Here is a 25,029-nt window from a genome sequence, read left to right as displayed (position 1 = left end):
ACATCAACGGATTCGTCATGCCAACAATCAACGAGATTCTTCAAACTATGGACTACGGCCCTGCACCCGAGAGCACCAAAGAAGCGCAAGCATGGCTGGACCAGCATGAGCGCCGGTTTGGCCTGTTCATCGATAACGCCTGGACCGATTCCTCCGACACCTTCGCCACGACCAATCCGGCCGACGGCAAGGAACTGGCGCAAGTGACCCAGGCCAGCGGCGACGATGTCGACCGCGCAGTGGCAGCGGCGCGCCGCGCCCAGCCGGGCTGGGTGGCGCTGGGCGGCCATGGCCGCGCGCGCGTGCTGTACGCGCTGGCGCGGCTGCTGCAAAAGCATGCGCGCCTGTTCGCGGTCATCGAAACGCTCGACAACGGCAAGACGATCCGCGAAACGCGCGACGCCGACCTGCCGCTGGCCGCGCGTCACTTCTACCATCACGCCGGCTGGGCGCAGTTGCAGTCGGAAGAATTTGCCGACTACCGCGCCGTGGGCGTGGTGGGCCAGATCGTCCCCTGGAACTTCCCGCTGCTGATGCTGGCCTGGAAAATCGCGCCAGCGCTGGCCGCCGGTAACACGGTGGTCTTCAAGCCGGCTGAATTCACGTCCTTGTCGGCGCTGCTGTTCGCCGAGATCTGCCAGCAGGCTGGCGTGCCGGCCGGCGTGGTCAACATCGTCACCGGCGACGGCCGCGTGGGCGAGGCCATCGTCAACCATGCGGGCATCGACAAGATCGCCTTTACCGGTTCCACCGAAGTTGGCCGCATCATCCGCAAGGCCACTGCCGGCAGCGGCAAGAAGCTCTCGCTCGAATTGGGCGGCAAGTCGCCGTTCATCGTGTTCGAAGATGCCGATCTGGATGCCGCCGTCGAAGGCCTGGTCGATTCGATCTGGTTCAACCAGGGGCAAGTCTGCTGCGCCGGTTCGCGCCTGCTGGTGCAGGAATCGATCGAAGAACGCTTCCTCGCCAAGCTGCGCGCGCGCATGGATAACTTGCGTCTCGGTTCGCCGATCGAAAAATCGGTCGACATCGGCGCGCTGGTCGATCCGATCCAGCGCCAGCGCATCGAAGGCCTGGTCGAAGCGGCCCGCGCCGAAGGCTGCACCATCTATCAACCAGCGTGCGAACTGCCTGCCACCGGCTCGTGGTTCCCGCCGACCCTGATTACCGGCGCCTCCACCTCGGCCGGCATCGCCCAGACCGAAATCTTCGGACCGGTGCTGGTGGCGATGAGCTTCCGCACCCCGGTCGAAGCGGTCCAGCTGGCGAACAACACCGTGTATGGCCTGGCTGCCTGCGTGTGGTCCGAGTCGATCAGCCTCGCGCTCGACGTGGCGCCGCAGATCAAGGCTGGCGTGGTGTGGATTAACACCGCCAACCAGTTCGACGCCGCCTGCGGCTTCGGCGGCTACCGCGAGTCCGGTTTCGGCCGCGAAGGCGGCAAGGAAGGCATGTACGAGTACATGACGGCGCTGTCGGAAGACGCGCGTCCGGCGCTGCCAGTGGTGGAATCGAAGGGCAAGGCCAAGCCGGCCGGCGCACCCGGTCCGTTCGCCATCGACCGCACCGCCAAGATGTACATCGGTGGCAAGCAGGCGCGCCCTGACGGCGCCTACACCCGCGCGGTCCATGGTGCCAACGGCGCGTTTGTCGGCGACGTCGGCGAGGGCGGCCGCAAGGACATCCGCAACGCCGTGGAAGCGGCGCACAAGGCGTCCGGCTGGGCCAAGGCCACCTCGCACAACCGCGCGCAGGTTTTGTATTACATCGCCGAGAACCTGGCGATCCGCGCCGACGAATTCGCGGCGCGACTGGCGGCCATGACCGGCGCCAAAAACCCAGAGAAGGAAGTCCAGGCCTCGATCGAACGCCTGTTCTACTACGCCGCATGGGCCGACAAGTACGACGGCCTGGCGCACCAGCCGCCGATGCACGGCATCACCGTGGCGCTGAACGAGCCGGTTGGCGTGATCGGCATCATCTGCCCGAACGAGTCGCCGCTGCTCGGCTTCATCTCGCTGGTGGCGCCTGCGCTGGCGCTGGGTAACCGCGTGATCGCGGTGCCGTCGGAAGCGTATCCGCTGGCGGCGACCGACCTGTATCAGGTACTCGACACGTCCGACCTGCCGGGCGGTGCGCTCAACATCATCACCGGCAGCGCCGACGAACTGGCCAAGACGCTGGCGACGCACTCGGACGTGGACGCCGTGTGGCGCCACGACGGGTCGCTTGAGGGCTGCGCCGAAGTCGAACGCCTGTCGGCCGAATCGCTCAAGCGCACCTGGGTGGGCGGCGGCAAAGGGCGCGACTGGTACGACACCAAACAGGCCGGGGGACGCGCAGTGCTGGCTCACGCGAGCCAGGTCAAGAATGTCTGGATTCCGTACGGCGTGTAAGCCTGCTGCCAGTGACGACAATATCAAGCAATGACAAATAGAGGCAGCACATGTTCTTAAATCAGGAAATCATCCGCAAAAAACGCGATGGCGGGGCTCTTTCGGCCCAAGAGATCCAGTTCTTCGTACGCGGCATTACCGACGGCAGCGTCACCGAAGGCCAGATCGCGGCACTCGCGATGGCCGTCTTCTTCAATGACATGAACATGGACGAACGCGTGGCCTTCACCCTGGCCATGCGCGACTCCGGCCAGGTCATGGAGTGGGGTTCGATGAATTTGCCGGGTCCCGTGGTCGACAAGCACTCGACCGGCGGCGTGGGCGATGTGGTGTCCCTGATGCTGGGACCCATGATCGCAGCCTGCGGCGGCTTCGTGCCGATGATCTCGGGCCGTGGCCTGGGCCACACCGGCGGCACGCTCGACAAGTTCGATTCGATTCCCGGCTACTGCACCGTGCCCGATCCTGAATTGTTCCGCAATGTCGTCAAGGACGTCGGCGTGGCCATCATTGGCCAGACCGCGCAACTGGCGCCGTCGGACAAGCGTTTCTACAGCATCCGCGACACCACCGCGACGGTGGAATCGGTGGCAATGATCACCGGTTCGATCCTGTCGAAGAAGCTGTCGGCCGGATTGGATGCGCTGGTGATGGATGTGAAGGTCGGCACCGGCGCATTCATGCCGAGTTACGACAAGTCGGTCGAACTGGCCGAGAGCATCGTCGCTGTCGGTAACGGCGCGGGCACGCGCACCTCGGCGCTGCTGACCGAGATGAACGAGTCCCTCGGTCCCGTGGCCGGTAACGCGCTGGAAGTTCGCCTGGCGATGGATTACCTGACCGGCCGTTCGCGCCCGGCGCGCCTGCACGAAGTGACCATGGCGCTGTGCGCCGAGATGCTGGTGCTGGGCAAACTGGCCGCCAACGAAACCGAGGCGCGCGCCAAGTTGCAGGCGGGGCTCGATTGCGGCGAAGCGGCCGAGCGCTTTTCGCGCATGGTGGCGGCGCTGGGCGGCCCGGCCGATCTGGTCGAGCGTCCGGATGCGTATCTGGAAAAGGCGCCGATCGTGGTGCCGGTACCGGCACTGCAAGCCGGCTTTGCGACAGCGACCGATTGCCGCGGGCTTGGGCTGGCGGTGGTCAGTCTGGGTGGCGGACGCCGTCGTCCGGAAGACGCGATCGACTTCGCGGTCGGTTTGACGGATCTGGTGGAGCTGGGCGATGCGATTGCGGTCGGCCAGCCGCTGGCGATGGTGCACGCGCGCACGCAGGCTGCGGCCGAACAGGCGGTGCGCGAGGTGCAGGCTGCGTACAAGGTTGGCGATACCAAGCCGGCTGCGAATCCGATCATCTACCGCACGATCCGCCCGTAAACCGTCGCACCCGCGCAGGCGGGTGCCCAAGTTATCTGCTTAGCCGTTGGCTCCGGAGCGAACTTGGGTTCCCGCCTTCGCGGGAACGACGGTTTTGAGGATATGGGAATCAACAAGGACCACCCATGAACTACGATAAACTCATCACCGAAGCCACCGCAGCCCGTCTGCTGGCCTACACCCCGTACTCGAACTTCCAGGTCGGCGCCGCCCTCGAATGCAAGGACGGCCGCATTTTCCGTGGCTGTAACGTCGAAAACGCGTCCTACGGCTTGTGCAACTGCGCCGAGCGCACCGCCTTTTTCAGCGCCATCGCCCACGGCTACAAACCGGGCGACTTCGCCGCGCTGGCCGTGATCGGCCAGACCGACGGCCCGATCGCCCCGTGCGGCGCCTGCCGCCAGGTGATCCTGGAATTGGGCGGCAACGACCTGCCGATCGTGTTGACCAACCTGAATGGCGACATTCTCGAAACGACGGCGGCCGGCCAGCTTCCGAACGCGTTCGGCGGCTGGGACTTGAAGAAGTAAGCTTTGAAAAAAACCATCGATGTACAGGCCGCGGTCGCCCTGGCGGCCATTGAAGCCATCGCCGCCAAGACCCAGGGAACCTTCGGGGTCGGCGGCGTGCTGCTCGACCAGCATGGCAACGTGCTGAAATCACTACAGAACAATGTGGTGCGCGAAGGCCTGATCTTCGATCCGACCGCCCATGGCGAGCGCCAGTTGATCGACTGGTACTTCGCCGAACGCGCCAAAGGCCGCGCCCTGCCGCCGCCCGAAGAAATCACCCTCGTCACCTCGCTCGACCCGTGCGCCATGTGCACCGGCGCGATCCTGTCGGCCGGCTTCAACGTGGTCGTCGCCGCGCGCGACGCCAACGCCGGCATCAACTACGACGCCAGCTTCACCTTTACCAGCCTGCCCGCCGGCCTGCGCCCGCTGGCCGAAGCCAGCTTCTTTTACCCGGCCGTGAAAGGCGCGTCGCCGTTCGCGCGCGAGAGCGCCGGCGCCGCGCCGAAGTCGTTTTTCATCGGTAAGACGATCGCCGAACCCACCCAGGCGCTTTGCTCGCTGGTGTTCGAAGCGACCTCCGAAAAAGTCCAGCTGCTGCTCACCAGCGACCTGTCGCGCGGGCAGCTCAAGGACCCCGCGCTGCTGGCGCCCGAGCACCCGCTGGTACGCCAGCTCAAAACCCTGTACCCCGGCGCGCTGGCCTACCGCTGCGCGCCGCACCAGCCGGATGCGGGCCTGGCGCCCTATCTGCGCGCCGCCATGGAACGCGACCGCCAGCAGGGCGGGGAGGGCGATGCCGTCGCCTTGCTCGATGCCTTCGGCAATCTGCTGCTGTGTTCACCGGGCCGGCGCGCGCTGTCGGCGATCTGCACCGCGTTCATGGAATGCACGCGCCAGTACGCGCAGCTGCGCTATACCCTGATGCAGGGGCTGGACGCGCAGGCGCAGGCCGAGGTGCGCCAGTACCTCGGCCACCCGCGCGAAGGCACCTTTGTCTTTGCGCGCGGGCCGGACGCCAGCGCGCAGAGCTACATGAACTTGGGCGCCTACGGGTCGACCATGGAAGGTCCGCTGCCGGCGGATAACCCGGCGCAGTTCCAGTACGTGAGCGCGTCGCTGGACGACCCTGAGCTGGCAGCGATCTGCGCGCACATGCCGCCGCTGTACCGCGCCATCATCCGCATCCGCCCGTGCCAGGTGGCCGATCAGGCGCTGGTGGCGGCGCTGGCGCAGCCGCAGCCGCAGCCAATTATGCAGCCGTGATATCGGCCTGCATCATCCCGAAGATATTCCCGTCCGGGTCCTTGACGTAGGCCAGCCAGCCGATCCCCGGCACCGCCATCTTGGGCACGGACACCACGCCGTGCGGCGAGCCCGATGCGGCTTTTGCGAGCGAGGCGTCGATATCTTCCACATCGACCGTGATGACGAAGGCGTTGACCGCCGCCTGGCTCTCGGGCAGCGGGCCGCGGCGCGGCAGCAGGCCGCCGTTGATGCCCGGCTGGTCTTCCGGCCCGGTGTGCACCATCCAGTAGTCACCGCCCTCCCATTTGTTGAAGGTCCAGCCGAACAGGCGCTGATAAAAGTCGATCATCGCCTGCGGGTCGGATGCCTGGATTTCGAAGTGGACTGCACGTGACATGGTGTGCTCCTCGATGGCTGCCTTAGTTGGCCGAATTATTCGAACGGGTCGTAGGTGCCGAAGGTCCAGACGTGGCCCTCCAGGTCGCGGCAGGTAAAACTGCGCCCGCCGTAGTCTTCGTCCTTGAGGTCCATGACGATCTGCGCGCGCGCCGCCAGCACGCGCTCGTAGACGGCGTCGGCATCGGCGACGACCACGCAGATGGTCTGGGTCTGGGCACCGCCGATCTCGTCGGGCTGCTTCATCAGTTTGCTGTATTCGGAATCGATCGCGGAGGTCGAGCCGAGCATCACCATGCCGTTGCCAAAAGTCAATTGCGCATGCAGGATGATGTTGTTGTCGCCGGGGACGACGAGTTGCTTTTGAAAACCAAAGTTATTGCAGAGCCACTCGATGGCGGCCGGCGCGTCGCGGTAGCGCAGGCACGGAATGACGTTGGCGCGGGTTTGTTTCGGGCTTGCGGACATGTTCCTTCTCCTGGGTAGGTGATCGGAAAAGCAGGCTATATGGTACTGGATAATCGGGGCCCTGGCGCTTACATTTGCTGGAACAGATGCGCGTGATTGCGGCTCACTTCCAGCAGCACCGGATGGTTGCGGACCCTGAGCATCTGGCGACCGCGTTCGTCGCGCGTGACCTCGGCGATGGCGTCGACCCGCACCAGGGTGGAGCGGTGGATGCGCCAGAATTCGTCGGGATCGAGTTCGTCGGCCAGCTCCTTGAGCGTTTTTCGGATCAGCAGTTCGGCCTGCGCCGTCCGCACCAGCGTGTACTTGTCGTCGGACTGGAAGAACAGGATTTCGCGGGTGCTGATCATGCGCAGGTTGCTGCCCACCTGCGCCTGGATCCAGCGCAGGTAAGCGGGTTTTTTGGCGTCGCCCTGCTGCAGGATCCGGGTCAGCTGGCGCAATTGCTCGCCGATGTTTTCGGGCGCGCGGGTCAGGCGCGTGCGCAGCCGTTCGCACGTCACGCGCAGGCGCTCGGCCACCACGGGCTTGAGCAGGTAATCCATCGCGCCCTGTTCGAAGGCGTCCAGCGCGTACTGGTCGTAGGCGGTCACGAACACGATGTGGCAGCGGTTGTACAACTGGCGCGCCGCTTCGATGCCGCCCTGGCCCGGCATGCGGATGTCGAGGAAGACGATGTCGGGCCGTTGCTGCTCGGCCATGCTGACGGCATCGAGCCCGTTCGCCGCCTCGCCCACGATCAGCAGGTCGGGCCACACCTCGGCCAGGCGCGCGCGCAGCTGGTCGCGCATGGGCGATTCGTCGTCGACAATGAGGGCGCTGGCCATATCAGTGAGTCTCCTGGGAAGAATAGGGCACGCGCAGCGATGCCAGCGCGCCGCCTTCAAGCGGCATTTCGATCACCAGTTCGGCGCGCGCTCCGAACAGCAGGAACAGGCGCTCGCGAATGTTCGCCAGGCCCACGCCGTCGCCCGCATGCATGTTGAAGCCGACGCCATTGTCGCGCACATCGACGTGCATGGTCTCGCCCACCAAGCGCGCGCCGACGTCGATGCGGCCGCCCTCGATCTTCGGTTCGAGGCCGTGCTTGATGGCGTTTTCGATCAGGGTTTGCAGCATCATCGGCGGGAAGGGCGTGTGCTCCAGGTGCGCGGGCACGTCGAAGCTGACCGTGAGCCGCTCCTTCATGCGCGCCTGCATGATCGACAGGTAGGCGCGCGACAGCTGCACCTGGCGCCCCAGGGTGCCGCCGCCGGCCGCGCGCATCTGCGGCAGGGTGGAACGCAGGTATTCGATCAGGTGCATGTGGATGCGCGCCGCCTGCGGCGGATCGGTTTCGATCAGCTGGCCGATCAGGGCCAGGGTGTTGAACAAGAAGTGCGGTTCGACCTGCGCCTGCAGGGTCGCCATCTGGGCTTCCAGCAGGCGCCGTTCGAGCATGGCGACGTTGGCTTCGGCGGTCGCTTCCCTGGCCACCAGTTCGGCGCGGCGCTTGCCGCCTGCCAGCACTTTCACGCCGTACGAGATGATGATGTACCAGACCGCCGGTTCGGGCAGGGTCAGGATCAGGCCGAACGCCAGGGCCAGGAACCAGGTGATGAACAGTTGCCGCCATTCCACCAGGGCAAGCCAGTCGAAGAAGTTCCACCATAACACCGTGGCTTGCGCGAGGGAATCGCGCAGGAAATCCATCACCTTGTTCAGCTGGCTTGCTTTCACGCTGTTACTGGCCTTCGGTCTTGACCGGGGTGTAGGGCGTGGCCGGGCCGCGCGTGGCGCGGTCTGTCACGTAGCCGTTGACCAGTTTGATAACCATGAACAACACGAACAAGGTGAGCACCAGCGGCACGATGGTCAGCAGCAAGGCCAGGCCGACGGCGCTGAGCATCAGGGTCGGCCAGGACATGGTCGAAATGGCGCCGACGGCATATTTTGCTGCCTTGACCAGGGTGCGGCCGAGGTCTTGCAGGCTGGCATAAAGGGACGTAAAGGCAGGGTTGTTCATTTGCTTCTCCAGGGGAGGGTTGTCGATGGAGAGACTGTAGCAAGTGCGAGGCGAATGCTCTACGGTTGTCCGACGAAGTGCATAAAATGGGGGGTGACTGGCTGGAAGCGGCGATAAGCGGGCCGCAGGCCTAAGCCAGCGCCACCACCTTGCCGCCAAGGTCGTCCGCGATCACCAGCATCTCGCCCGGCCCCGGCGCGGCGACGATCAGTGCTCCGCCGGCGGCCCAGATCGCGCTGCGGCCGGCGCTCTGGCAGCCGCCCGAGGCGTGCGCATGATTGGCCATCAATACACCCATCCCGAACAGCTTGGCGTAGCCGGCCAGCTGCCCCGTATCCTTGTCGTAGCCGGCCCTTGATATCAGCGAGCCGGCCGCATACAGCTCGGCCCCGGCCACCGCGGCGGCGTGCGCGTGCTGCTGCTGGTCCGTGTCGGCGCAAATCGCCAGCGCCACCCTGGTGCCGCGCACATCGTGCAGCTGGCTGATCGCGCTGCCGGCCGTGACGTGCTGTTCTTCCCCCGCGTGCAGGAAGTGCTTGCGGTAGCTTGATGTGCGGCCATCCGGATGAAAGGTGATCGCGCCGATGGCGGGCAGCCCGGCGGCGTTGGCCAGCGGCGCGCCGGCCATGATCGTCATGCTGGCGCTGACGGCGCGCTCGCGCAGCGGCGCCAGCACGGCGTCGCCGGCCTTGAGGGCGCAGGCGTCCATGCCGGCCAGCTCGTAGCCGCACAAGGACAGTTCCGGGAACACCAGCAGCTGCACGCCTGCCTCGCGGGCGGCGTCGATGACGGCCAGATGGCGCGCGACGTTGGCTTCGATATCGAGCGGCACGCAGGCATACTGCGCGGCCGCGTAGCGCAGGCCGGCCATCAGATGGTTTCCCAGCCGCGCCGCAGCAGGCCGTAGAAGGCGGTGTCGCAGATTTCGCCGTTGACGATCCAGCGTTCCGGCATGTATCCCTCCTTTTGAAAGCCCATGCGTTCGAGCAGCTTGGCCGAGGCCAGGTTGCGCGGGTCGATATCGGCTTCGATGCGGTTCATGTTCATTTCCTTGAACAGGTAGTCGAGCGTGACGCGCATCGCTTCGCTCAGGTAGCCCTGGCCCCAGAACGCGCTGGCCAGCGCATAGCCGATTTCGCAGCGCCGGTTCTGCGCATGGAAGGCGTGCGGCTTGATGGTGCCAATCAGCTTGCCCGTCTCGCGCAGCACCAGCGCCAGTTGCATGCCGCTACCGCTGCTGTAGCCATCGAGTGCGCGCGCAATGTCTGCGTCGCCCTGCGCCGGGTCGGTCCAGGCGGTCCCGCTGAAGTAGCGCATCACGGCCGGGTCGGAGTGGATGGTGTACAGCGCCTGCGTGTCGCTGGCGTGCAGGAAGCGCAGGGTCAGGCGTTCGGTCTGCAGGGTGACTGGAGCAATTTCTGGCATGGGACGGTCCGGCGAATTAGTAGGTTAATAAGAATACACGAATGCCGCTTCAGGCGCGCGCAGCCCTCATCCCGGCGGCATTGTTTCTTTCCTACCGACAAAAACAGCACGACCTGATCCCACGCGCACCCGGGGCATGCTCCTACTCGCATGGATAGCTTGCAATGTAAGAATGTCTGTTCGATATCTTCATCAGGAGACAGGCATGAAAACCAGGATCGCAATGACTCTCGTCGCACTCATGGTGGGCGGCGCCGCATTGGCGCAAACCCAGGGCGGCACCAGCGGCAACGCTACCACAGGATCGACCGCCGCCAACACCGGGACGGCTGCGCGCGGGGATGCGACGAGGGCCAATCCGAACAGGCAGAGTCGTAACCGCGCCAAAGCGCCGCAGAACCGCGACAAGGCACCGGAAGAGCGCGACGTGGCGAACGACCCGCGCGATAACACCTCCAACACGGGCACCGGGACCGCCACGGGCAATACGGTCGCGCGCGACGCCGACCGCTCGTCCACCAGCGGCGGCGCCGAGATGCGCGGCTCGTCGGGGACCGCTGGCGCCACCGGAACCGGCACCATGAATAACAATGGCACGACCAGCACCAATGAACCGGCGCGCAATGGCGATATCCCTGCGCCGCGCACCGGCGGCATGAACAGTACGGGATCGACCGGCGACAAGTCGGCCGTGCCGCCAGTGCGTTGATGCCACTGGGGCTGCCGGGAGCGCCATGGATGGTGTTGCCGGCGGTGGCGCGTCGGGCATCAGGTGTGATCAGTCAGGGTGGCTGACATACCAATCCTTGATTTTTTCGCCGAGCGCTGGACGCAGTGCCTCAAGGTGGGCCTGGATGATCGTCTCGCAAAGTGCGTTCTGCATCGCGATGAGTCGGGAATGACCCTGCTCGTCAAGATAGCCTAGCCACATGCCGCCCACATCGGATTCGCTGCTCTTGTGCGGTTTAATCGAGGTAATCGCGGCAAACGGCACCCGCACGATATCGACGCGGCCCGATGAGCGCCACAGATGTAACATGATCTGTTTCCCGGCAAGGTCGATCTCGTAGCAAACCACATCATCGCCCGTATCCACGTGGCGGCACATCAGCCACGCAAGCGCGGTGGGACCCAACAAGATGAATGGCAAAAAATGCATGTCGGTCACGGCGCGTGCACGCACGTCCGCGTTGAAAACCAACAGGGCCGCGACCAGCGAATTTACTAGCAGGAAACTCCACAGACAGGGCCGCCCGGCGAACCAGGCGAAGGCGGGAAACCGTACTGGCGGTGGAACGTGGGTGCTGCTGCCTTGATAATGTTGAGCACGCCAACTGAGTTTGACGGGGGCAGCTGTATTGTCCGGTTCATTCATGACGATGGCTTCCTCTGTTCAGGTATCGTGGTGGACCCAATCGTGCAGCAGCTCGCCGAGCGCGCCTTTCAGCACCTGCACGCGAACCCTTAGCTCGTTGACCGGGATGCTGTCACGCGTTTCCCATTGCACCGGCTTGCCGGCGTGGTTCACATGGGTGAAGTAAAAACCGCCGGTATCGGCATGGCTGGTGCGCGTGTAGGGAGCAATCGAGACGATTGCCGATAACGGCATGGTGACGATCACGACGCGTTTCGGAAACCGGGCGTGATGCAGGGTGAGCTGCCCGGCGTGCAAGTCGATATCGTAACGGATGATCTCCTTCGTCAAGACGCATATCAAGCACAAACAGCCTCCAAACGCGACGGCAAGCAGCGCGATGATGAAGTGGGCGGGATGGTCCAGTATCAGCCAGGATGGCGATCCACCCTTGAAGAAGGAAATGACCGCTTTCAAGAGATTGAGCAGCAGGTAAAGCACGGCGACGGGCACCACCACGACGCCCGAACCGATCAAGAACCCGAGCGCTGCTTGCGCAACGCCAGGTACCTCATCGTATTGGCCGTCGCGCCAGGTGAGCATGGCGCCATCGTCGGCATCGGGCGTGTCGTCGCGCACGACGTCGCTCACTAACTGGCTCGCCGGCGCGAGGGGAGTGCGGTCATGCGCCACCTGAAGATGGCGCCGCCGCAATCCCGAAGCGCACCCGGTAGCGCAGCGTGCTGACCCGCCTCGCGGCATCGAGTTCGAGGTACGCCGGTTCCTGATCGTCGCCCGATCCTCCCATCCCGCGCATCAGGCCAGCCCTGGCCCAGCCCTGGTCGCCGAAGGCGCCGGAATGCTCGATCTGCGCTCCCAGGGCCTCTACCTGGGCGACGAACGTGAGCCGCAGGCCCGCTTCGTCCGCGATGATCTGCGCCACGCTGCGCGCGTTGGCGATCGCCGCAGCGTGGGCGGCGGCGCGCTCGGCCCCGGACGCGTCGAATTGCGGCGCGAGCATCGCCACGTTCAGGGTGTAGCGCTGGTGTTCGAAGACCGGCTGCAGCGCGTCGAGCGCGCTGTAGAGGCGTTTCGCTTCCGCGCAGGCCAGCAAGATCTTGAAGCTGCGTTCCTGCCCTGGTTTGTTCTTCTTCCAGAACCACGGCTGCCAGATGGCGTTGCCGCCCTCGCTCATTTCCTCAGGCGCGATGCCCGAACTTTTGAGAACGCGAATGCAGTCGTCGCGCAGCGCGCCCGCTTCGGTGATGGCGTGCTCCGTCGTGGTGGCGCGCACCGATATCGACAGGTCGGCGCGGTAGATGGCAACTTGTTCGACCAGTGAAGACTCGCCGGATACTTCGATATACGAATCCATGGGGTTTCTTTATGCGGGTTGGGTTCAAGGTGGTTGGTCCACGGGCCGATCATACTATGCGGCCGGCGCCGGCTGCGGCGGCACGGTCAGTTGTCGTAGGTGACCGATTCTTCGACTTTGAGGCCCAGTGCCGGGCGCAGCGCACTCATATGCGCCTCGGCCAGTCTTTCAGGCAGCACGTCGGGTACCTGCAGTTTCCGGAGCTTGAGGCGGTCGTCGAGATAGCCGATGTCGATGCCGCAGGTGGTGGAATAGCTATAGTATTTGAATGCGCGGATCGATGTGATCGAGTAAAACGACAGCCTCATGATCCTGATGCCCCTGGCGCCGCCGCGAAGGTGCAGCAAGAGCTGCTCCGACTCCAGGTCGATCTGGTAAAAAACGACTACCCCGTCGGATTTGCTTAGAGACGCCATCCACCATACCGTGACCACGCAGGTCAACCACAGCACGACCGAAAACATGTTACTGGCGACCAGGTGATATATTCTTTCGTTGGTCAGTAGTAGCACGAAAAAGAAGACATGGATCAGCAGGAAGGTCGTCATGAACGGTTGCTCTTGCACGAAGGACAGGACCGGAAACCTTGGCGGCGTTTCCTCCGGCGTGTTCTTGTCGTGAAAATCGGAGCACCATTCGAGCGCTACAGGCGCGTGCGTGGCTGCCATCCAGGAGGCGTCGGGCGGCACTTGCCTGTTGCGTGCCTGCGGACGCTTCAGGTTCAGCCGGCGCGACCGGTAGACGGTCATGCGACACCCGCTGCGGTGATGGCGCGTGCGGCCAGCGACGGTTTTCCGGTGAGGTCGATATACGAATCCATGGTGGTGTGTTGGTGCGGGTTGGGTCAGCGTGGCGGTCCCACCGCGCAATCATACTATGCGGCCGATATGCAGGCGCTGCCGGCGGCGCGATTGCGATGGTGTTCAGGGGTCGTGCCTGATCCAGTCGTGCACCCGCTCACCCAGCGCCCCGCGTAGCGCATCGGTGTGGGCTCGCACCGTTTTCTGCGCGATGCTGTCACGCGTTTTCCATTGCTCCGGCTCTGTTGCGCCGGAGGCGTAGGTGAAGTAGAAGCCCCCGGTGACGGCATACGTAGTTGGCAGGTAGGGAGCAATGGAGACGATTGCCGACAACGGGATCGTGACCACCTCGACACGATCAGGAAAGCGCGATTGGTGCAGGGTGAGCTGGCCCGCCTCCAGGTCGATGTCGTAGCGGATGACATCCTTGTGCAAGATCCCGCCCAGGGAAAGCGCCGTGCTCATGCCCAGTGCGGCGCTTCGCCTGCGAATAGCGAAACGAAGAGCATCACGATATTGGCAAGTAAGAACAGGGCGGTGGCGGGTACCACGAACACGCCGCACACGGCCAGGAACGCCAACACGTTTTGCTCGAGATGGTCTTTTTTATGATAGTCCGCGGCGCACCAGGCCAGTACGCTGCCGCAGGCGGCGTCTAGCGACGCGTCCTGCTTGCCGGCGCTGCCTGGATCGCCCAGTCGCTCGCGCTTGCGCCGCATGCCTTCTTTTGGCCGCTTCGGGTTTGGCGGTGCCTGTTTCATTGAGCGCTCATGCGTGACCGGCGCGGTCTGCCGTGCCGGTCATGGATACCGCCGCCAGCACCATGTGCGTGATCATTTCCTCGGCATCGTCGAAGTCCTTGCGCGAGAGCTGCTTGCGGTTCAGCACCAGCGCCATCTGCGCCGAAAAATCGGCGTACGACTGCGTCATGGCCCAGATGGCGAACAGCAGGTGGGTGGCGTTGATCGGGCCGATGCGGCCTTCGCCGATCCAGCGTTCGAACACCTCGATATCCTTGCGCAGCAGCGGCACCACGCGGCTCTGGATCTGCTGGCCGTACAGCTGCGCGCCGCTGATCACCTCCATCGCATACACGCGCGAGGCCCACGGCTGCTCGCGCGAAAAGCGCAGCTTGGCCTGGATGTACGCGCGCAGCATGTCGCGCGGTTCCTGGCCCGGATCGGCCAGGGTGGCCATGCGCGCCAGCCAGTCATCGAGCACGCCATCGAGCACCCTTTCGTACAGCGCCTGCTTGGTCGGAAAGTAGTACATCAGATTCTGCTTCGACAGGCCGGCCTGTTCGGCGATGGTGGCGATCGAGGTGCCTTCGTAGCCGCATTCGGCGAACACGCGCACGGCCACGCCGGCGATGTCGGCTTCGAGCTTGTCGCGATTGAGAATGCGGCGCTTGACGGCGGGCGTGCGCGCAACTGGTGCGGTCTTGGTGGCGGCCATGGTGACTTTCAGCGTAGCGATTGCAGGAAGCCGATCAACTCGGGCGCGTCGGCGGCATACGCCACGTTGAAGCGGAACCAGATGCTCGGGGACGGGCGCAGCATGAAAAATTCGTGTGGCGACAGCAAAATGCCGGCGCGCAGCGCGCGGTCCGCGATCACCTTGCCATTGAACTCCGGCGTCGGCGCGATGGGCCAGCCGGCGCTGATGAACATGCCGCCGCGCGGGCGCGCCAGCGGCTCCATGCCGGCCTCGAACAGGCGCTCGATGGTGCGCTCGCGGCCCGAGCGCAGTTGATCAAGCAGGCGTTCGACCATGCGTTTGTACGGCCGCGCCGAGATGGCGTGGTACACGGCGCGCTCGTTGATTTCGGAGGTGGTCAGCCCGGTCAGCATCTTCACGCGCAGCAGTTCGGGAATCAGCGAATTGGAGGCGCAGATCGAGCCGACCCGCAGCACCGGCGACAAGGTCTTGGAAAAGCTGCCGACCCGGATCACGCGCCGCAGTCCATCCATGGCGGCCAGCGAGGCGTCGCCGCCGGCTGCCAGTTCGCGGTAGATGTCGTCTTCCACCAGCCAGAAGTCGAACTGCTCGGCCGCCAGCAGCAGCCGGTGCGCCTGCGCCTGGGTGAGCGAGGTACCGAGCGGATTTTGCAGCACGGTGTTGACGAACATGAGCTTGGGCTGGGTGCTTGCCGCCTGCGCCATCAAGGCATCCATATCGAGCCCGTCGGCCCCGCGCGGAATGCCGACCGCAATGCAGCCGTGATGGCGGATCAGCGAGAGCAGGTTGCTGTAGCCCGGATCCTCGACAAAAACCGTGTCGCCCGGCTTGGTCAGCGTGCGCAAAATCAGGTCGAACGCGTGGGTGGCGCCGTTGGTGAGCAAAATCTGGTCCGGGCTGGCCGCGAACAATTCATCTGCCAGGGTGCCGGCCAAATGCTGGCGCAGGGTGGGAAAGCCGAGCGGATGGCCGTAGCCGCGCAGGCGGCTGGCGGGAATCTTCATCGCGTGGCGCACCGCGTCGAGCACCGTGTCGTCGCCATACCATTCGGGCGGCAGCCAGCCCGCGCCGACCGGCAGCGCGTCGGACACGCCCGAATACAGGTCGGGGGTAAGGGCGTCGATGGCGGCCGGCGTGGGCTGCAGCGCCAGTTGCTGCGGCGCGCCGGCCGCTTCGCTGCGCGCCACGAAAAAGCCGGAACCGCGGCGCGAACTCAATAGCCCCAGGGTGAGCAGGCGGTCGTACGACTCCACCACCGTGAAGGTGCTCACCCCATTGCACTTTGCGAAACGTCGAACCGAAGGCATCTTTGTGCCCACGCGCAGTTCGCGCCGGTTTACCATCAGCGTGATGGCCGCCACGATCTGGTCGACCAGGCCGCCGCGCTTGCTGCGCTCGATTGCCAGCACCGGCCAGCCATCCCCGCAATTGCCAGGAGGCATTTCCTCACGCAGAACGTCGCTCTCATCCATCCACATGTCCTTTGCTGCGGCGCCGCAAACTGTATTGTTTGTGCTACCGATACGGTTGGCGGGTTTTGCGATTTGTGTATATGTGCCATAGTTGATCTGCTGACTATTATTGCATCATCATTTTGCCAACTGGTAAATTATTTTTTTGCTTGTAAAAACTATTGGAGAGTCGCATGAACGAGTCCAGACCCGCATCGATGTCGTCGTTTTGGATGCCATTTACCAATAATCGCGACTTCAAAGCCAACCCGCGCCTGTTCGTCTCGGCCGAGGGGATGTACTACAAGGATGTCGACGGCAACACCGTGCTCGACGGCACCGCCGGCCTGTGGTGCGTGCCGTGCGGGCATGCGCAGCCGAAGATCGTGGCCGCCGTGCGCGAGATGGTCGGCCAGCTCGACTTCGCGCCCACCTTCCAGATGGGCCACCCGGCCGCCTTCGATCTGGCCGAAAAACTGATGGACTACACCGGCCGCCGTTTCGGCCACGTCTTCTACACCAACTCCGGTTCGGAAGCGGTCGATACGGCGCTGAAGATGGCGCTGGCGTACCACCGCGCGCGCGGCGAAGCGGGGCGCACACGCCTGATCGGGCGCGAACGCGGCTACCACGGCGTCGGTTTCGGCGGCATTTCGGTCGGCGGCATCGGCGGCAACCGCCGCACCTTCGGCCCGCTCCTGCCGGGTGTCGACCACCTGCCGCACACGCACAACCTCGAAAAGAACGCCTACTCGCGCGGCGAGCCGGAACACGGCGCCAACCTGGCCGATGAACTGGAACGCATCGTCGCGCTGCACGACGCATCGACCATCGCCGCCGTCATCGTGGAACCGGTGGCCGGGTCCACCGGCGTGCTGATTCCGCCGAAAGGGTACCTCAAGCGCCTGCGCGAACTGTGCACCAAGCACGGCATCCTGCTCATCTTCGATGAAGTCATCACCGGTTTCGGGCGATTGAGCACGCCGTTCGCGTTCGATTACTTCGACGTGATTCCGGACATGGTCACCTGCGCCAAGGGCCTGACCAACGGCATGGTGCCGATGGGCGCGGTGTTTACCAAACAGCATATCCACGACGCCTTCATGGACGGCCCGGCCGGCATCGAGCTGTTTCATGGCTATACCTATTCGGGCCATCCGCTCGCCTGCGCCGCCGCACTGGCCACGCTGGAGGTATTCGAAGAGCAGAAGATCCTCGATAACGCCAGGGCCGTGCAGGAATACTGGACCGACGCGGTGCATTCGCTCAAGGGCCTGCCGCACGTGATCGACATCCGCACGATCGGGCTGGTGGCCGGCATCGAGCTCGCGCCCATCGACGGCAAGCCGGGTGCGCGCGCGTTCAGCGCCTTCAAGAAGGCGTTCGCCGATGGCGTCCTGATTCGCACCACCGGCGACATCATCGCCCTGTCGCCACCGCTGGTACTCGAGAAGAAGCACATCGACGAGTTGTTCGGCAAGCTGGCAACCATCCTCAAAAACCTGGACTGACCCCATGAGCAATCTCGATACGCAGTTGGACACAATCACCCACTTCATCAACGGCGCCAAGGTCGATACGGCCAGCGGCCGCTACGCCGACGTCTTCAACCCGGCCATGGGCGAGCCCTGCGCACGCGTGGCGCTGGGCACGGCGGACGATGTGAATGCCGCCGTGGCCGCCGCCGCCGCCGCCTTTCCGTCATGGTCCGCCACGCCGCCGCTGACGCGCGCGCGGGTCCTGTTCAAGTATCTGCAACTATGCCAGGCGCATACCGACGAATTTGCGGCGATGCTCACGCGCGAACATGGCAAGACGTTTTCCGACGCTCAGGGCGAGGTGGCGCGTGGTATCGAGATGGTGGAATTCGCGGTCGGGATTCCGCAACTGCTCAAGGGCGAATTCACCGACCAGATCTCGCGCGGCATCGACGCCTGGTCGATGCGCCAGGCGCTCGGCGTGGTGGCGGGAATTACCCCGTTTAACTTCCCGGTGATGGTGCCGATGTGGATGTTCCCGGTGGCGATCGCCTGCGGGAATACCTTTGTTTTGAAGCCTTCCGAACGCGATCCGTCGGCGTCGCTGCTGCACGCGCGGCTGCTCAAGGAAGCGGGCCTGCCGGACGGCGTGTTCAACGTGGTCCAGGGCGACAAGGTCACCGTCGACGCGCTGCTCGATCACCCGGAGGTGCAGGCGGTCAGCTTTGTCGGCTCGACCCCGATCGCCGAATATATCTACGCGCGCGGCAGCGCCAGCGGCAAGCGGGTGCAGGCGCTGGGCGGGGCCAAGAACCACATGGTGGTCATGCCCGACGCCGACATGGACATGGCGACCGACGCCCTGATCGGCGCCGCATTCGGGTCGGCCGGGGAGCGCTGCATGGCGATCTCGGTGGTGGTGGCGGTGGGCGACGCCGGCGACAAACTGATTGGCGCGCTGGGCCAGCGCACCGCCGCGCTCAAGATCCGCGACGGCATGGCACTTGACGCCGAAATGGGGCCGGTGGTCAGTGCCGCGGCCAAGGAACGCATCGAGCGTTTGATCGGCGAAGGCGTGGAGCAGGGCGCGACCCTGGTGGTCGATGGGCGCAACTGCAAGGTGCCGGAGCGCGAGAACGGCTTCTTTGTGGGCGGCACCTTGTTCGATCATGTTACGCCCGATATGACGATCTACAAGGAAGAGATTTTCGGACCGGTGCTGTGCGTGCTGCGCGCTCCGGACGTGGCCACGGCGGTCAATCTGATCAACGCCAACGAGTACGGCAACGGCGTGGCGATCTACACGCGCGACGGCGGCACGGCGCGCGAGTTCGTGCGCCAGATCCAGGTCGGCATGGTGGGGGTGAACGTGCCGCTGCCGGTGCCGATGGCGTTCAACAGTTTCGGCGGCTGGAAGCGCAGCATGTTCGGCGACCACCACGCCTACGGTCCCGAAGGCGTGCGTTTCTATACGCGGCACAAGGCGGTGATGCAGCGCTGGCCGAACACGGCGAGTGCTGGCGTGGAATTTGCTTTTCCACAGATGAAGTAGGAAGGATCGCGAGGGGTGACGCGGCAGCCTGAGAGCCGTCGCCCGCGCGCGGGCGACGGTCTTGAGCTTAGCGATGCCTCCGCAAAGTGGGTGAACACATTACAAAGACAGGGATGTAAAAAATGATCGAATCTCTCAAGCACCTGCCGCACGCGGCCAGTTCCAGCACCGCACTGGCCGAACAGTTCACCGACCTCGCACCGGCGCTGACCAGCCGCCAGGCCGCCATCGAAAGCGCGCGCTGCCTGTACTGCTACGACGCGCCGTGCACGCGCAGCTGCCCGTCCGAAATCGACGTGGCCAGCTTTATCCGCAACATCCACGACCAGAATATCAACGGCGCGGCGGCGGGCATCCTCAAACAGAACATCCTGGGCGGTAGCTGCGCGCGCGTGTGCCCGACCGAGATCCTGTGCGAAGACGCCTGCGTGCGCAATCACGATGAAGAAGGCCAGCCCGTCAAAATCGGCCTGCTGCAACGGCATGCGCTCGATCACGCCTCGTTTACCTCCTACCCATTCCAGCGCGCCGAGCGCACCGGCAAGAAGATCGCCGTGGTCGGCGCCGGCCCCGCCGGCCTGTCGTGCGCGCACCGCCTGGCCATGCTGGGCAACGATGTCGTCATCTTTGAAGCCCGCTCCAAGTCCGGCGGCCTGAATGAATACGGCATCGCCAAGTACAAGCTGACCGGCGACTTCGCCCAGCGCGAGGTCGAGTTCTTGCTCAGTATCGGCGGCATCGACGTGCAGCACGGCCGCATCCTCGGCGTGAACCTGCACCTGCACGAACTGCACACCCGGTACGACGCCGTGTTCCTTGGCCTGGGCCTGAACGCCAGCCGCCAGCTCGGGCTGACCGGCGAAGACGCACCCGGCCTGATGGCGGCGGTCGACTACATCGCCGACCTGCGCCAGGCAACCGACCTGGCCACCTTGCCGGTGCCGAAGCGCGCCATTGTCATCGGCGCCGGAAACACGGCGATCGACATGGCGGTGCAGATCAAGCGCCTCGGCGCGGAAGACGTGACCCTGGTGTACCGGCGCGGTGCGGAGTCGATGAGCGCGACGCACCACGAACAGGATATCGCCAAGGCCAATATGGTGCGTATCCGCACCTGGGCGGCGCCGCTGGAAGTGCTGCTCGACGATGCGGGCCGCGTGCGCGGCATGCGCTTTGAAGAGACGCGCCTCGATGGCGGGCGCCTGAACGGCACCGGGGCGTTCATCGAGATCGCCGCCGATGCCGTGTTCAAGGCGATCGGCCAGAGCATGGACCCGGTGGGTTTGTCGGACGAGATGGCGCGGCAGCTCACGCGCGAGGGCGACAAGATTCACGTCGACGCGCAGTTCCGCACGGCGCTGACGGGCATTTACGCGGGCGGCGATTGCGTCGCGCCGGGGCAGGACTTGACGGTACAGGCGGTCCAGCATGGCAAGCTGGCGGCGATGGCCATTCACAATGACATCCAATTCAAGGTGGAGGCTTCCCATGGCTGACCTGAGCATCGAATTTTGCGGCATCAAGTCCCCCAATCCGTTCTGGCTGGCCTCCGCGCCACCGACCGACAAGGCCTACAACGTGGTGCGCGCCTTCGAGGCGGGGTGGGGCGGGGTGGTCTGGAAGACGCTCGGCGAAGACCCGGCCGCGGTCAACGTGTCGTCGCGCTACTCCGCCCTGTACGGCAAGAACCGCGAGGTGATCGGGTTTAACAACATCGAACTCATTACCGACCGCTCGCTCGAGATCAACCTGCGCGAGATCACGCAGGTGAAGAAGGACTGGCCGGACCGCGCCATGATCGTCTCGCTCATGCTGCCGTGCGAAGAGGCGCTGTGGGCCGAGATTCTGCCCAAGGTCGAGGCGACAGGCGCGGACGGCATCGAGCTCAATTTCGGCTGCCCGCACGGCATGCCGGAACGCGGCATGGGCGCGGCGGTGGGGCAGGTTCCCGAGTATGTGGAGATGGTCACGCGCTGGTGCAAGAAGCACTCCAGACTGCCGGTGATCGTCAAGCTCACGCCGAACATCACCGACGTGCGCAAACCGGCGCGCGCGGCGAAGGCGGGTGGGGCCGACGCGGTGTCGCTGATTAACACGATCAATTCGATCACCCACCTGGACCTGGACCGCATGGTGGCGCTGCCCATCGTCGGCAATGCGAGTACGCACGGCGGTTACTGCGGCGCGGCGGTCAAGCCGATTGCGCTGAACATGGTGGCCGAGATCGCGCGCGATCCGGAAACGCACGGATTGCCGATTTCGGGCATCGGCGGCATCGGCAACTGGCGCGATGCGGCCGAATTCATTGCGCTCGGCGCGGGATCGGTGCAGGTGTGCACCGCCGCGATGCTGCACGGGTTCCGGATCGTGGAGGAGATGAAGGACGGCCTGTCGCGCTGGATGGACGAGAAGGGCTACAAGACCATCGCCGAATTTTCGGGCAAGGCGGTGCCGAATACCACGGACTGGAAATACCTGGACATGAACTACCAGGTGATCGCGCAGATCGACCAGGACAAGTGCATCAAGTGCGGCAAATGCTATGTGGCGTGCGAGGATACCTCGCACCAGTCGATCGCCCAATTGATCGACGCGGTGGGTATTCGCACCTACGAAGTGATCAAGTCCGAGTGCGTTGGGTGTAATCTGTGCGAGATTACCTGCCCGGTGGAGGCGTGCATCACGATGGTGCCGCAGGAGACCGGGAAGGCGTACATGAACTGGACGCAGGATCCGAGGAATCCACGGGCCGAAGTGGTTGGCTGAGCCCTTAAACCGTCGTTCCCGCGCCGTGGCGCGGGAACGACGCAGCGTCACCAAATTGGAGAACACCACTGTGAGCAACGACCTGTCCGCCAACACCCAGCTCTGGAACGAAGACCTCGCGCCCACCTCCGACGCGCAGCGTACCTGGCGCTGGTATCACTTCGCCGCCCTGTGGGTCGGGATGGTCATGTGCATTCCGGCGTACACGCTGTCGGCCAGCCTGATCGAGGGCGGCATGTCGGGCTATCAGGCGGTGCTCACGGTCTTCATCGCCAACGCCATCGTGCTGCTGCCCATGCTGCTGATCGGCCACGCAGGCACCAAATACGGCATTCCCTACGCGGTGCTGGCGCGCGCCTCGTTCGGCACCACCGGCGCCCGCATTCCGGCCCTCATGCGCGCAGTCGTGGCCTGCGGCTGGTACGGCATCCAGACCTGGTTCGGCGGCAGCATGATCTACACGCTGCTCGGCGTGATGATGGGAGCCGAAATCGGCGGCGCCAAAATCGCGGGGCTGGGCATCAACGGCATGCAGCTGCTGTGCTTTCTGGCGTTCTGGGCGATCCAGTTCTACTACATCGTGCACGGCATGGAATCGATCCGCAAACTCGAAACCTGGACCGCGCCGCTCAAGATCCTCATCTGCTTCGTGCTGCTTGGCTGGGTCCACAACAAGGCGGGCGGCTTCGGGCCGCTGCTGGAGCAGCCTTCCCAGTTCGTCGAAGGAGGCAAGAAGGCAGGCCAGTTCTGGTCCACCTTCTGGCCGTCGCTGACGGCCATGGTGGGTTTCTGGGCCACGCTGGCGCTGAACATCCCCGACTTCACGCGCTTCGCCAAAACCCAGCGCGACCAGATCATCGGCCAGTCGGTCGGTTTGCCGGTGCCAATGGGCCTGCTGGCGGCGCTGGCCGTGATCGTGACGTCGGCCACCGTCGTCTTGTACGGCAAGGCGATCTGGGACCCGGTCGACCTGGCCAGCCGCATGACCGGCATCGCCGTGCTGATTGCGCTGATCGTGCTGCTGGTCGACACCGTCAGCGTCAACCTGGCCGCCAACCTGGTCGGCCCGGCCTACGATTTTTCGTCGCTGGCGCCCAAGCACATCACCTACCGCACTGGCGGCTACATCACCGCCGGCATCGCGCTGGTGATGATGCCCTGGAAGATCCTCGAATCGACCGAGGGCTATATCTTCACATGGCTGATCGGCTACTCGGCGCTGCTCGGTCCCATCGCCGGCATCATGATCATCGACTACTACTTCATCCGCAAGACCGAACTTCATGTGGCGAGCCTGTACCGCGACGATGGCGCCTACTCGTACGGGAACGGCTGGAACGTGGCGGCGGTAGTGGCCTTTGTCGTCGGCGTGCTGCCGAATATTCCCGGCTTCCTGAACGCGGCTTTTCCGGCCTCGTTCCCCGGTGTGGGGGCCGTGTTCAAGACACTGTATACATACGCATGGTTCGTCGGCATCGCCATTTCCGCAGTGGTGTACGGCGTGATGATGAAGGGAAAAGCAGTGTCGACCCTCGCTACCGTCCGTACCTGAGTATCCGTTTGCCTTACAGGAGAGATTTATGACCACGATTATCCGCGGCGGCACGGTCGTCAACGCAGACCGCGCCTTCCGCGCCGATGTGCTCTGCGACGGCGACAAGATCGTCGCTGTCGGCGAGCAGCTCGATGCGCCCGCGCATGCCACCGTGATCGACGCCAGCGGCCAGTACATCATGCCGGGCGGGATCGACACGCACACCCACATGCAGCTGCCGTTCATGGGCACCGTCACGGCCGACGATTTCTTTACCGGCACCGCCGCCGGCCTGGCGGGCGGCACCACGACCATCATGGACTTCGTCATTCCGAATCCGCAGCAGTCCTTGCTGGAGGCGTACCACATGTGGCGCGGCTGGGCCGCCAGGTCGGCTGGCGACTACACCTTCCACGTGGCGGTGACGTGGTGGAGCGACAAGGTGCACGAAGAGATGGCCACCCTGGTGCGCGATCATGGCGTGAACAGCTTCAAGCACTTCATGGCGTACAAGAACGCCATCATGGCCGACGACGAAACGCTGGTGAAGAGCTTTACCCGGGCACTGGAACTGGGCGCCATTCCGACCGTGCACGCCGAAAATGGCGAACTGGTTTTCCAGTTGCAGCAAGACTTGCTCAAGAAGGGCATCACCGGTCCGAGCGCGCATCCGCTCTCGCGCCCGCCCGAGGTGGAGGCGGAAGCGGCCAACCGCGCCATTGCGATTGCCAATGTGCTCGGCACGCCGGTGTACATCGTGCACGTATCGTGCGCCGAGTCGCTCGATGCGATTTCGCGCGCACGCGCCAAGGGCCAGCGCGTGTACGGCGAGGCGCTGGCGGGGCACCTGGTGATCGACGACAGCGTGTACCAGAGTGCGGATCTGGAATTCGCACGCGGGCATGTGATGAGCCCACCGTTTCGCAGCAAGCACCATCAGGCCGCGCTGTGGCAGGGCTTGCGCGGCGGGAACCTGCACACGACGGCGACCGATCACTGCACCTTCTGCGCCGAACAGAAGGCGGCGGGGCAGGACGACTTTACCAAGATTCCGAACGGCTGCGGCGGCGTTGAAGACCGCATGTCGGTGGTGTGGGATGCGGGCGTCAATTCGGGCCTGCTCACACCATCCGAATTCGTGCGCGTCACCTCGACGAATGCGGCGCAGATTTTCAATATGTATCCGCGCAAGGGGGTGGTGGCGGTGGGCGCCGATGCCGATCTGGTGGTGTGGGACCCGGAAGGCACGCGCACCATTTCGGCCAGCACGCAGTTCGCCAAGGGCGGCTTCAACGTCTTCGAAGGGCGCACCGTGAAGGGCATTCCTTCGCATACCCTGCACGCGGGGCAGGTGGTGTTTGCAAAGGGCGAGCTGCGCGCCGTCGAAGGCGCGGGGCGCCATGTGGACCGGCCCGCATTCACCAAGACCCATGCCTGA

The 25,029-nt window shown here is 64.5% G+C and carries 26 protein-coding genes; 11 read left to right on the top strand and 15 right to left on the bottom strand.

What is annotated here, in order from left to right; translation table 11 throughout:
- Window positions 1–17 precede the first annotated feature (17 nt).
- The 4 genes from F2P45_RS27550 to F2P45_RS27535 all read left to right on the top strand — a co-directional run bounded on the left by F2P45_RS27550 (window position 18) and on the right by F2P45_RS27535 (window position 5,547).
- Window positions 18–2,396, top strand: a complete 2,379-nt coding sequence (locus F2P45_RS27550) for an aldehyde dehydrogenase family protein (RefSeq protein ID WP_370663319.1) — start codon at window positions 18–20, stop codon at window positions 2,394–2,396.
- A gap of 50 nt (window positions 2,397–2,446) precedes the next feature.
- On the top strand, window positions 2,447–3,769 hold the full coding sequence (deoA, locus tag F2P45_RS27545; RefSeq protein ID WP_166881413.1) for a thymidine phosphorylase: 1,323 nt from the start codon (window positions 2,447–2,449) through the stop codon (window positions 3,767–3,769).
- A 125-nt stretch (window positions 3,770–3,894) separates the two neighbouring features.
- Window positions 3,895–4,299: a cytidine deaminase gene (locus F2P45_RS27540; protein WP_166881412.1), complete on the top strand. Its 405-nt coding sequence runs from the start codon at window positions 3,895–3,897 to the stop codon at window positions 4,297–4,299.
- 3 nt (window positions 4,300–4,302) lie between these two features.
- Window positions 4,303–5,547, top strand: coding sequence for a nucleoside deaminase (locus F2P45_RS27535; protein WP_166881411.1), 1,245 nt, complete (start codon window positions 4,303–4,305; stop codon window positions 5,545–5,547).
- On the opposite strand, the gene F2P45_RS27530 is transcribed toward F2P45_RS27535, so the two are convergent.
- From F2P45_RS27530 to F2P45_RS27500, 7 genes are all read right to left on the bottom strand, one after another.
- Complete coding sequence (locus tag F2P45_RS27530; RefSeq protein ID WP_166881410.1) at window positions 5,534–5,926, bottom strand: VOC family protein; 393 nt, start codon at window positions 5,924–5,926, stop codon at window positions 5,534–5,536. The two genes, F2P45_RS27535 and F2P45_RS27530, sit on opposite strands and share 14 nt — an antisense overlap.
- A gap of 35 nt (window positions 5,927–5,961) precedes the next feature.
- On the bottom strand, window positions 5,962–6,393 hold the full coding sequence (locus tag F2P45_RS27525; RefSeq protein WP_166881409.1) for a VOC family protein: 432 nt from the start codon (window positions 6,391–6,393) through the stop codon (window positions 5,962–5,964).
- A gap of 68 nt (window positions 6,394–6,461) precedes the next feature.
- A complete protein-coding gene (locus F2P45_RS27520; protein WP_166881408.1) occupies window positions 6,462–7,220 on the bottom strand; it encodes a LytR/AlgR family response regulator transcription factor in 759 nt (252 codons plus the stop codon).
- Window position 7,221: 1 nt separating this feature from the next.
- Window positions 7,222–8,112 carry a sensor histidine kinase gene (locus F2P45_RS27515; protein WP_166881407.1) on the bottom strand — a complete coding sequence of 297 codons (891 nt, stop codon included), beginning with the start codon at window positions 8,110–8,112 and terminating at the stop codon, window positions 7,222–7,224.
- Between the two features lie 4 nt (window positions 8,113–8,116).
- A complete protein-coding gene (locus F2P45_RS35500; RefSeq protein ID WP_187367237.1) occupies window positions 8,117–8,398 on the bottom strand; it encodes a hypothetical protein in 282 nt (93 codons plus the stop codon).
- A gap of 130 nt (window positions 8,399–8,528) precedes the next feature.
- The gene (locus F2P45_RS27505; protein WP_166881406.1) at window positions 8,529–9,269 is read right to left on the bottom strand and encodes a carbon-nitrogen hydrolase family protein; all 741 of its coding nucleotides are present in this window, start codon (window positions 9,267–9,269) and stop codon (window positions 8,529–8,531) included.
- Entirely contained in the window at window positions 9,269–9,823 is a 555-nt protein-coding gene (locus F2P45_RS27500) for a GNAT family N-acetyltransferase (protein WP_166881405.1), read from the bottom strand. Before F2P45_RS27500 ends, F2P45_RS27505 begins: the two co-directional genes overlap by 1 nt.
- Window positions 9,824–10,028: 205 nt before the next feature.
- Here F2P45_RS27500 and F2P45_RS27495 point away from each other — a divergent pair, with 205 nt between their 5' ends.
- Window positions 10,029–10,532 carry a hypothetical protein gene (locus F2P45_RS27495; protein WP_166881404.1) on the top strand — a complete coding sequence of 168 codons (504 nt, stop codon included), beginning with the start codon at window positions 10,029–10,031 and terminating at the stop codon, window positions 10,530–10,532.
- A 69-nt stretch (window positions 10,533–10,601) separates the two neighbouring features.
- Here F2P45_RS27495 and F2P45_RS27490 read toward each other — a convergent pair whose 3' ends face one another.
- The 8 genes from F2P45_RS27490 to F2P45_RS27455 form a co-directional block, all read right to left on the bottom strand.
- Window positions 10,602–11,198 carry a hypothetical protein gene (locus tag F2P45_RS27490; protein WP_166881403.1) on the bottom strand — a complete coding sequence of 199 codons (597 nt, stop codon included), beginning with the start codon at window positions 11,196–11,198 and terminating at the stop codon, window positions 10,602–10,604.
- Between the two features lie 18 nt (window positions 11,199–11,216).
- Entirely contained in the window at window positions 11,217–11,828 is a 612-nt protein-coding gene (locus tag F2P45_RS27485) for a hypothetical protein (protein WP_166881402.1), read from the bottom strand.
- A 31-nt stretch (window positions 11,829–11,859) separates the two neighbouring features.
- Window positions 11,860–12,552, bottom strand: a complete 693-nt coding sequence (locus tag F2P45_RS27480; RefSeq protein ID WP_166881401.1) for an SIMPL domain-containing protein — start codon at window positions 12,550–12,552, stop codon at window positions 11,860–11,862.
- Between the two features lie 86 nt (window positions 12,553–12,638).
- Window positions 12,639–13,301, bottom strand: a complete 663-nt coding sequence (locus F2P45_RS27475) for a hypothetical protein (RefSeq protein WP_166881400.1) — start codon at window positions 13,299–13,301, stop codon at window positions 12,639–12,641.
- Window positions 13,302–13,475: 174 nt separating this feature from the next.
- Window positions 13,476–13,817 (bottom strand): hypothetical protein, encoded by a 342-nt coding sequence (locus F2P45_RS27470; protein WP_166881399.1) that lies wholly within the window; start codon window positions 13,815–13,817, stop codon window positions 13,476–13,478.
- A complete protein-coding gene (locus F2P45_RS27465; protein ID WP_166881398.1) occupies window positions 13,814–14,113 on the bottom strand; it encodes a hypothetical protein in 300 nt (99 codons plus the stop codon). Before F2P45_RS27465 ends, F2P45_RS27470 begins: the two co-directional genes overlap by 4 nt.
- 7 nt (window positions 14,114–14,120) lie before the next feature.
- Window positions 14,121–14,807 (bottom strand): TetR/AcrR family transcriptional regulator, encoded by a 687-nt coding sequence (locus F2P45_RS27460; RefSeq protein ID WP_166881397.1) that lies wholly within the window; start codon window positions 14,805–14,807, stop codon window positions 14,121–14,123.
- A gap of 8 nt (window positions 14,808–14,815) precedes the next feature.
- Complete coding sequence (locus tag F2P45_RS27455) at window positions 14,816–16,282, bottom strand: aminotransferase-like domain-containing protein (protein WP_229505332.1); 1,467 nt, start codon at window positions 16,280–16,282, stop codon at window positions 14,816–14,818.
- A gap of 173 nt (window positions 16,283–16,455) precedes the next feature.
- Here F2P45_RS27455 and aptA point away from each other — a divergent pair, with 173 nt between their 5' ends.
- From aptA to hydA, 6 genes are all read left to right on the top strand, one after another.
- Window positions 16,456–17,772: an omega-aminotransferase AptA gene (gene aptA, locus F2P45_RS27450; RefSeq protein WP_166881396.1), complete on the top strand. Its 1,317-nt coding sequence runs from the start codon at window positions 16,456–16,458 to the stop codon at window positions 17,770–17,772.
- Between the two features lie 4 nt (window positions 17,773–17,776).
- Window positions 17,777–19,291 (top strand): CoA-acylating methylmalonate-semialdehyde dehydrogenase, encoded by a 1,515-nt coding sequence (locus F2P45_RS27445; protein WP_166881395.1) that lies wholly within the window; start codon window positions 17,777–17,779, stop codon window positions 19,289–19,291.
- A 122-nt stretch (window positions 19,292–19,413) separates the two neighbouring features.
- Window positions 19,414–20,787: an NAD(P)-dependent oxidoreductase gene (locus F2P45_RS27440; protein ID WP_166881394.1), complete on the top strand. Its 1,374-nt coding sequence runs from the start codon at window positions 19,414–19,416 to the stop codon at window positions 20,785–20,787.
- Window positions 20,780–22,057, top strand: a complete 1,278-nt coding sequence (gene preA / locus F2P45_RS27435; protein WP_166881393.1) for an NAD-dependent dihydropyrimidine dehydrogenase subunit PreA — start codon at window positions 20,780–20,782, stop codon at window positions 22,055–22,057. Before F2P45_RS27440 ends, preA begins: the two co-directional genes overlap by 8 nt.
- A 70-nt stretch (window positions 22,058–22,127) precedes the next feature.
- Window positions 22,128–23,609: an NCS1 family nucleobase:cation symporter-1 gene (locus tag F2P45_RS27430; protein ID WP_166881392.1), complete on the top strand. Its 1,482-nt coding sequence runs from the start codon at window positions 22,128–22,130 to the stop codon at window positions 23,607–23,609.
- A gap of 28 nt (window positions 23,610–23,637) precedes the next feature.
- Window positions 23,638–25,029 (top strand): dihydropyrimidinase, encoded by a 1,392-nt coding sequence (gene hydA / locus F2P45_RS27425; RefSeq protein WP_166881391.1) that lies wholly within the window; start codon window positions 23,638–23,640, stop codon window positions 25,027–25,029.

Origin of the sequence: Massilia mucilaginosa, from assembly GCF_011682145.1 — a bacterium.
GTDB classification, from domain to species: Bacteria; Pseudomonadota; Gammaproteobacteria; order Burkholderiales; family Burkholderiaceae_D; genus Telluria_A; species Telluria_A mucilaginosa.
Note: the sequence above shows the minus strand (reverse complement) of the source record. Positions and strands in the feature narration are given on the sequence as shown.

What these genes read in the sequence shown, in the direction of transcription:
- aptA (WP_166881396.1), top strand. Translation starts at nt 16,456, where the DNA reads ATGAACGAGTCCAGACCCGCATCGATGTCGTCGTTTTGGATGCCATTT.
- F2P45_RS27505 (WP_166881406.1), bottom strand. Translation starts at nt 9,269, where the DNA reads ATGGCCGGCCTGCGCTACGCGGCCGCGCAGTATGCCTGCGTGCCGCTC.
- F2P45_RS27550 (WP_370663319.1), top strand. Translation starts at nt 18, where the DNA reads ATGCCAACAATCAACGAGATTCTTCAAACTATGGACTACGGCCCTGCA.
- F2P45_RS27500 (WP_166881405.1), bottom strand. Translation starts at nt 9,823, where the DNA reads ATGCCAGAAATTGCTCCAGTCACCCTGCAGACCGAACGCCTGACCCTG.
- F2P45_RS27530 (WP_166881410.1), bottom strand. Translation starts at nt 5,926, where the DNA reads ATGTCACGTGCAGTCCACTTCGAAATCCAGGCATCCGACCCGCAGGCG.
- hydA (WP_166881391.1), top strand. Translation starts at nt 23,638, where the DNA reads ATGACCACGATTATCCGCGGCGGCACGGTCGTCAACGCAGACCGCGCC.
- preA (WP_166881393.1), top strand. Translation starts at nt 20,780, where the DNA reads ATGGCTGACCTGAGCATCGAATTTTGCGGCATCAAGTCCCCCAATCCG.
- F2P45_RS27465 (WP_166881398.1), bottom strand. Translation starts at nt 14,113, where the DNA reads ATGAAACAGGCACCGCCAAACCCGAAGCGGCCAAAAGAAGGCATGCGG.
- F2P45_RS27480 (WP_166881401.1), bottom strand. Translation starts at nt 12,552, where the DNA reads ATGGATTCGTATATCGAAGTATCCGGCGAGTCTTCACTGGTCGAACAA.
- F2P45_RS35500 (WP_187367237.1), bottom strand. Translation starts at nt 8,398, where the DNA reads ATGAACAACCCTGCCTTTACGTCCCTTTATGCCAGCCTGCAAGACCTC.
- F2P45_RS27445 (WP_166881395.1), top strand. Translation starts at nt 17,777, where the DNA reads ATGAGCAATCTCGATACGCAGTTGGACACAATCACCCACTTCATCAAC.
- F2P45_RS27540 (WP_166881412.1), top strand. Translation starts at nt 3,895, where the DNA reads ATGAACTACGATAAACTCATCACCGAAGCCACCGCAGCCCGTCTGCTG.
- F2P45_RS27470 (WP_166881399.1), bottom strand. Translation starts at nt 13,817, where the DNA reads ATGAGCACGGCGCTTTCCCTGGGCGGGATCTTGCACAAGGATGTCATC.
- F2P45_RS27455 (WP_229505332.1), bottom strand. Translation starts at nt 16,282, where the DNA reads ATGGATGAGAGCGACGTTCTGCGTGAGGAAATGCCTCCTGGCAATTGC.
- F2P45_RS27440 (WP_166881394.1), top strand. Translation starts at nt 19,414, where the DNA reads ATGATCGAATCTCTCAAGCACCTGCCGCACGCGGCCAGTTCCAGCACC.
- F2P45_RS27525 (WP_166881409.1), bottom strand. Translation starts at nt 6,393, where the DNA reads ATGTCCGCAAGCCCGAAACAAACCCGCGCCAACGTCATTCCGTGCCTG.
- F2P45_RS27460 (WP_166881397.1), bottom strand. Translation starts at nt 14,807, where the DNA reads ATGGCCGCCACCAAGACCGCACCAGTTGCGCGCACGCCCGCCGTCAAG.
- F2P45_RS27520 (WP_166881408.1), bottom strand. Translation starts at nt 7,220, where the DNA reads ATGGCCAGCGCCCTCATTGTCGACGACGAATCGCCCATGCGCGACCAG.
- F2P45_RS27495 (WP_166881404.1), top strand. Translation starts at nt 10,029, where the DNA reads ATGAAAACCAGGATCGCAATGACTCTCGTCGCACTCATGGTGGGCGGC.
- F2P45_RS27490 (WP_166881403.1), bottom strand. Translation starts at nt 11,198, where the DNA reads ATGAATGAACCGGACAATACAGCTGCCCCCGTCAAACTCAGTTGGCGT.
- F2P45_RS27475 (WP_166881400.1), bottom strand. Translation starts at nt 13,301, where the DNA reads ATGACCGTCTACCGGTCGCGCCGGCTGAACCTGAAGCGTCCGCAGGCA.
- deoA (WP_166881413.1), top strand. Translation starts at nt 2,447, where the DNA reads ATGTTCTTAAATCAGGAAATCATCCGCAAAAAACGCGATGGCGGGGCT.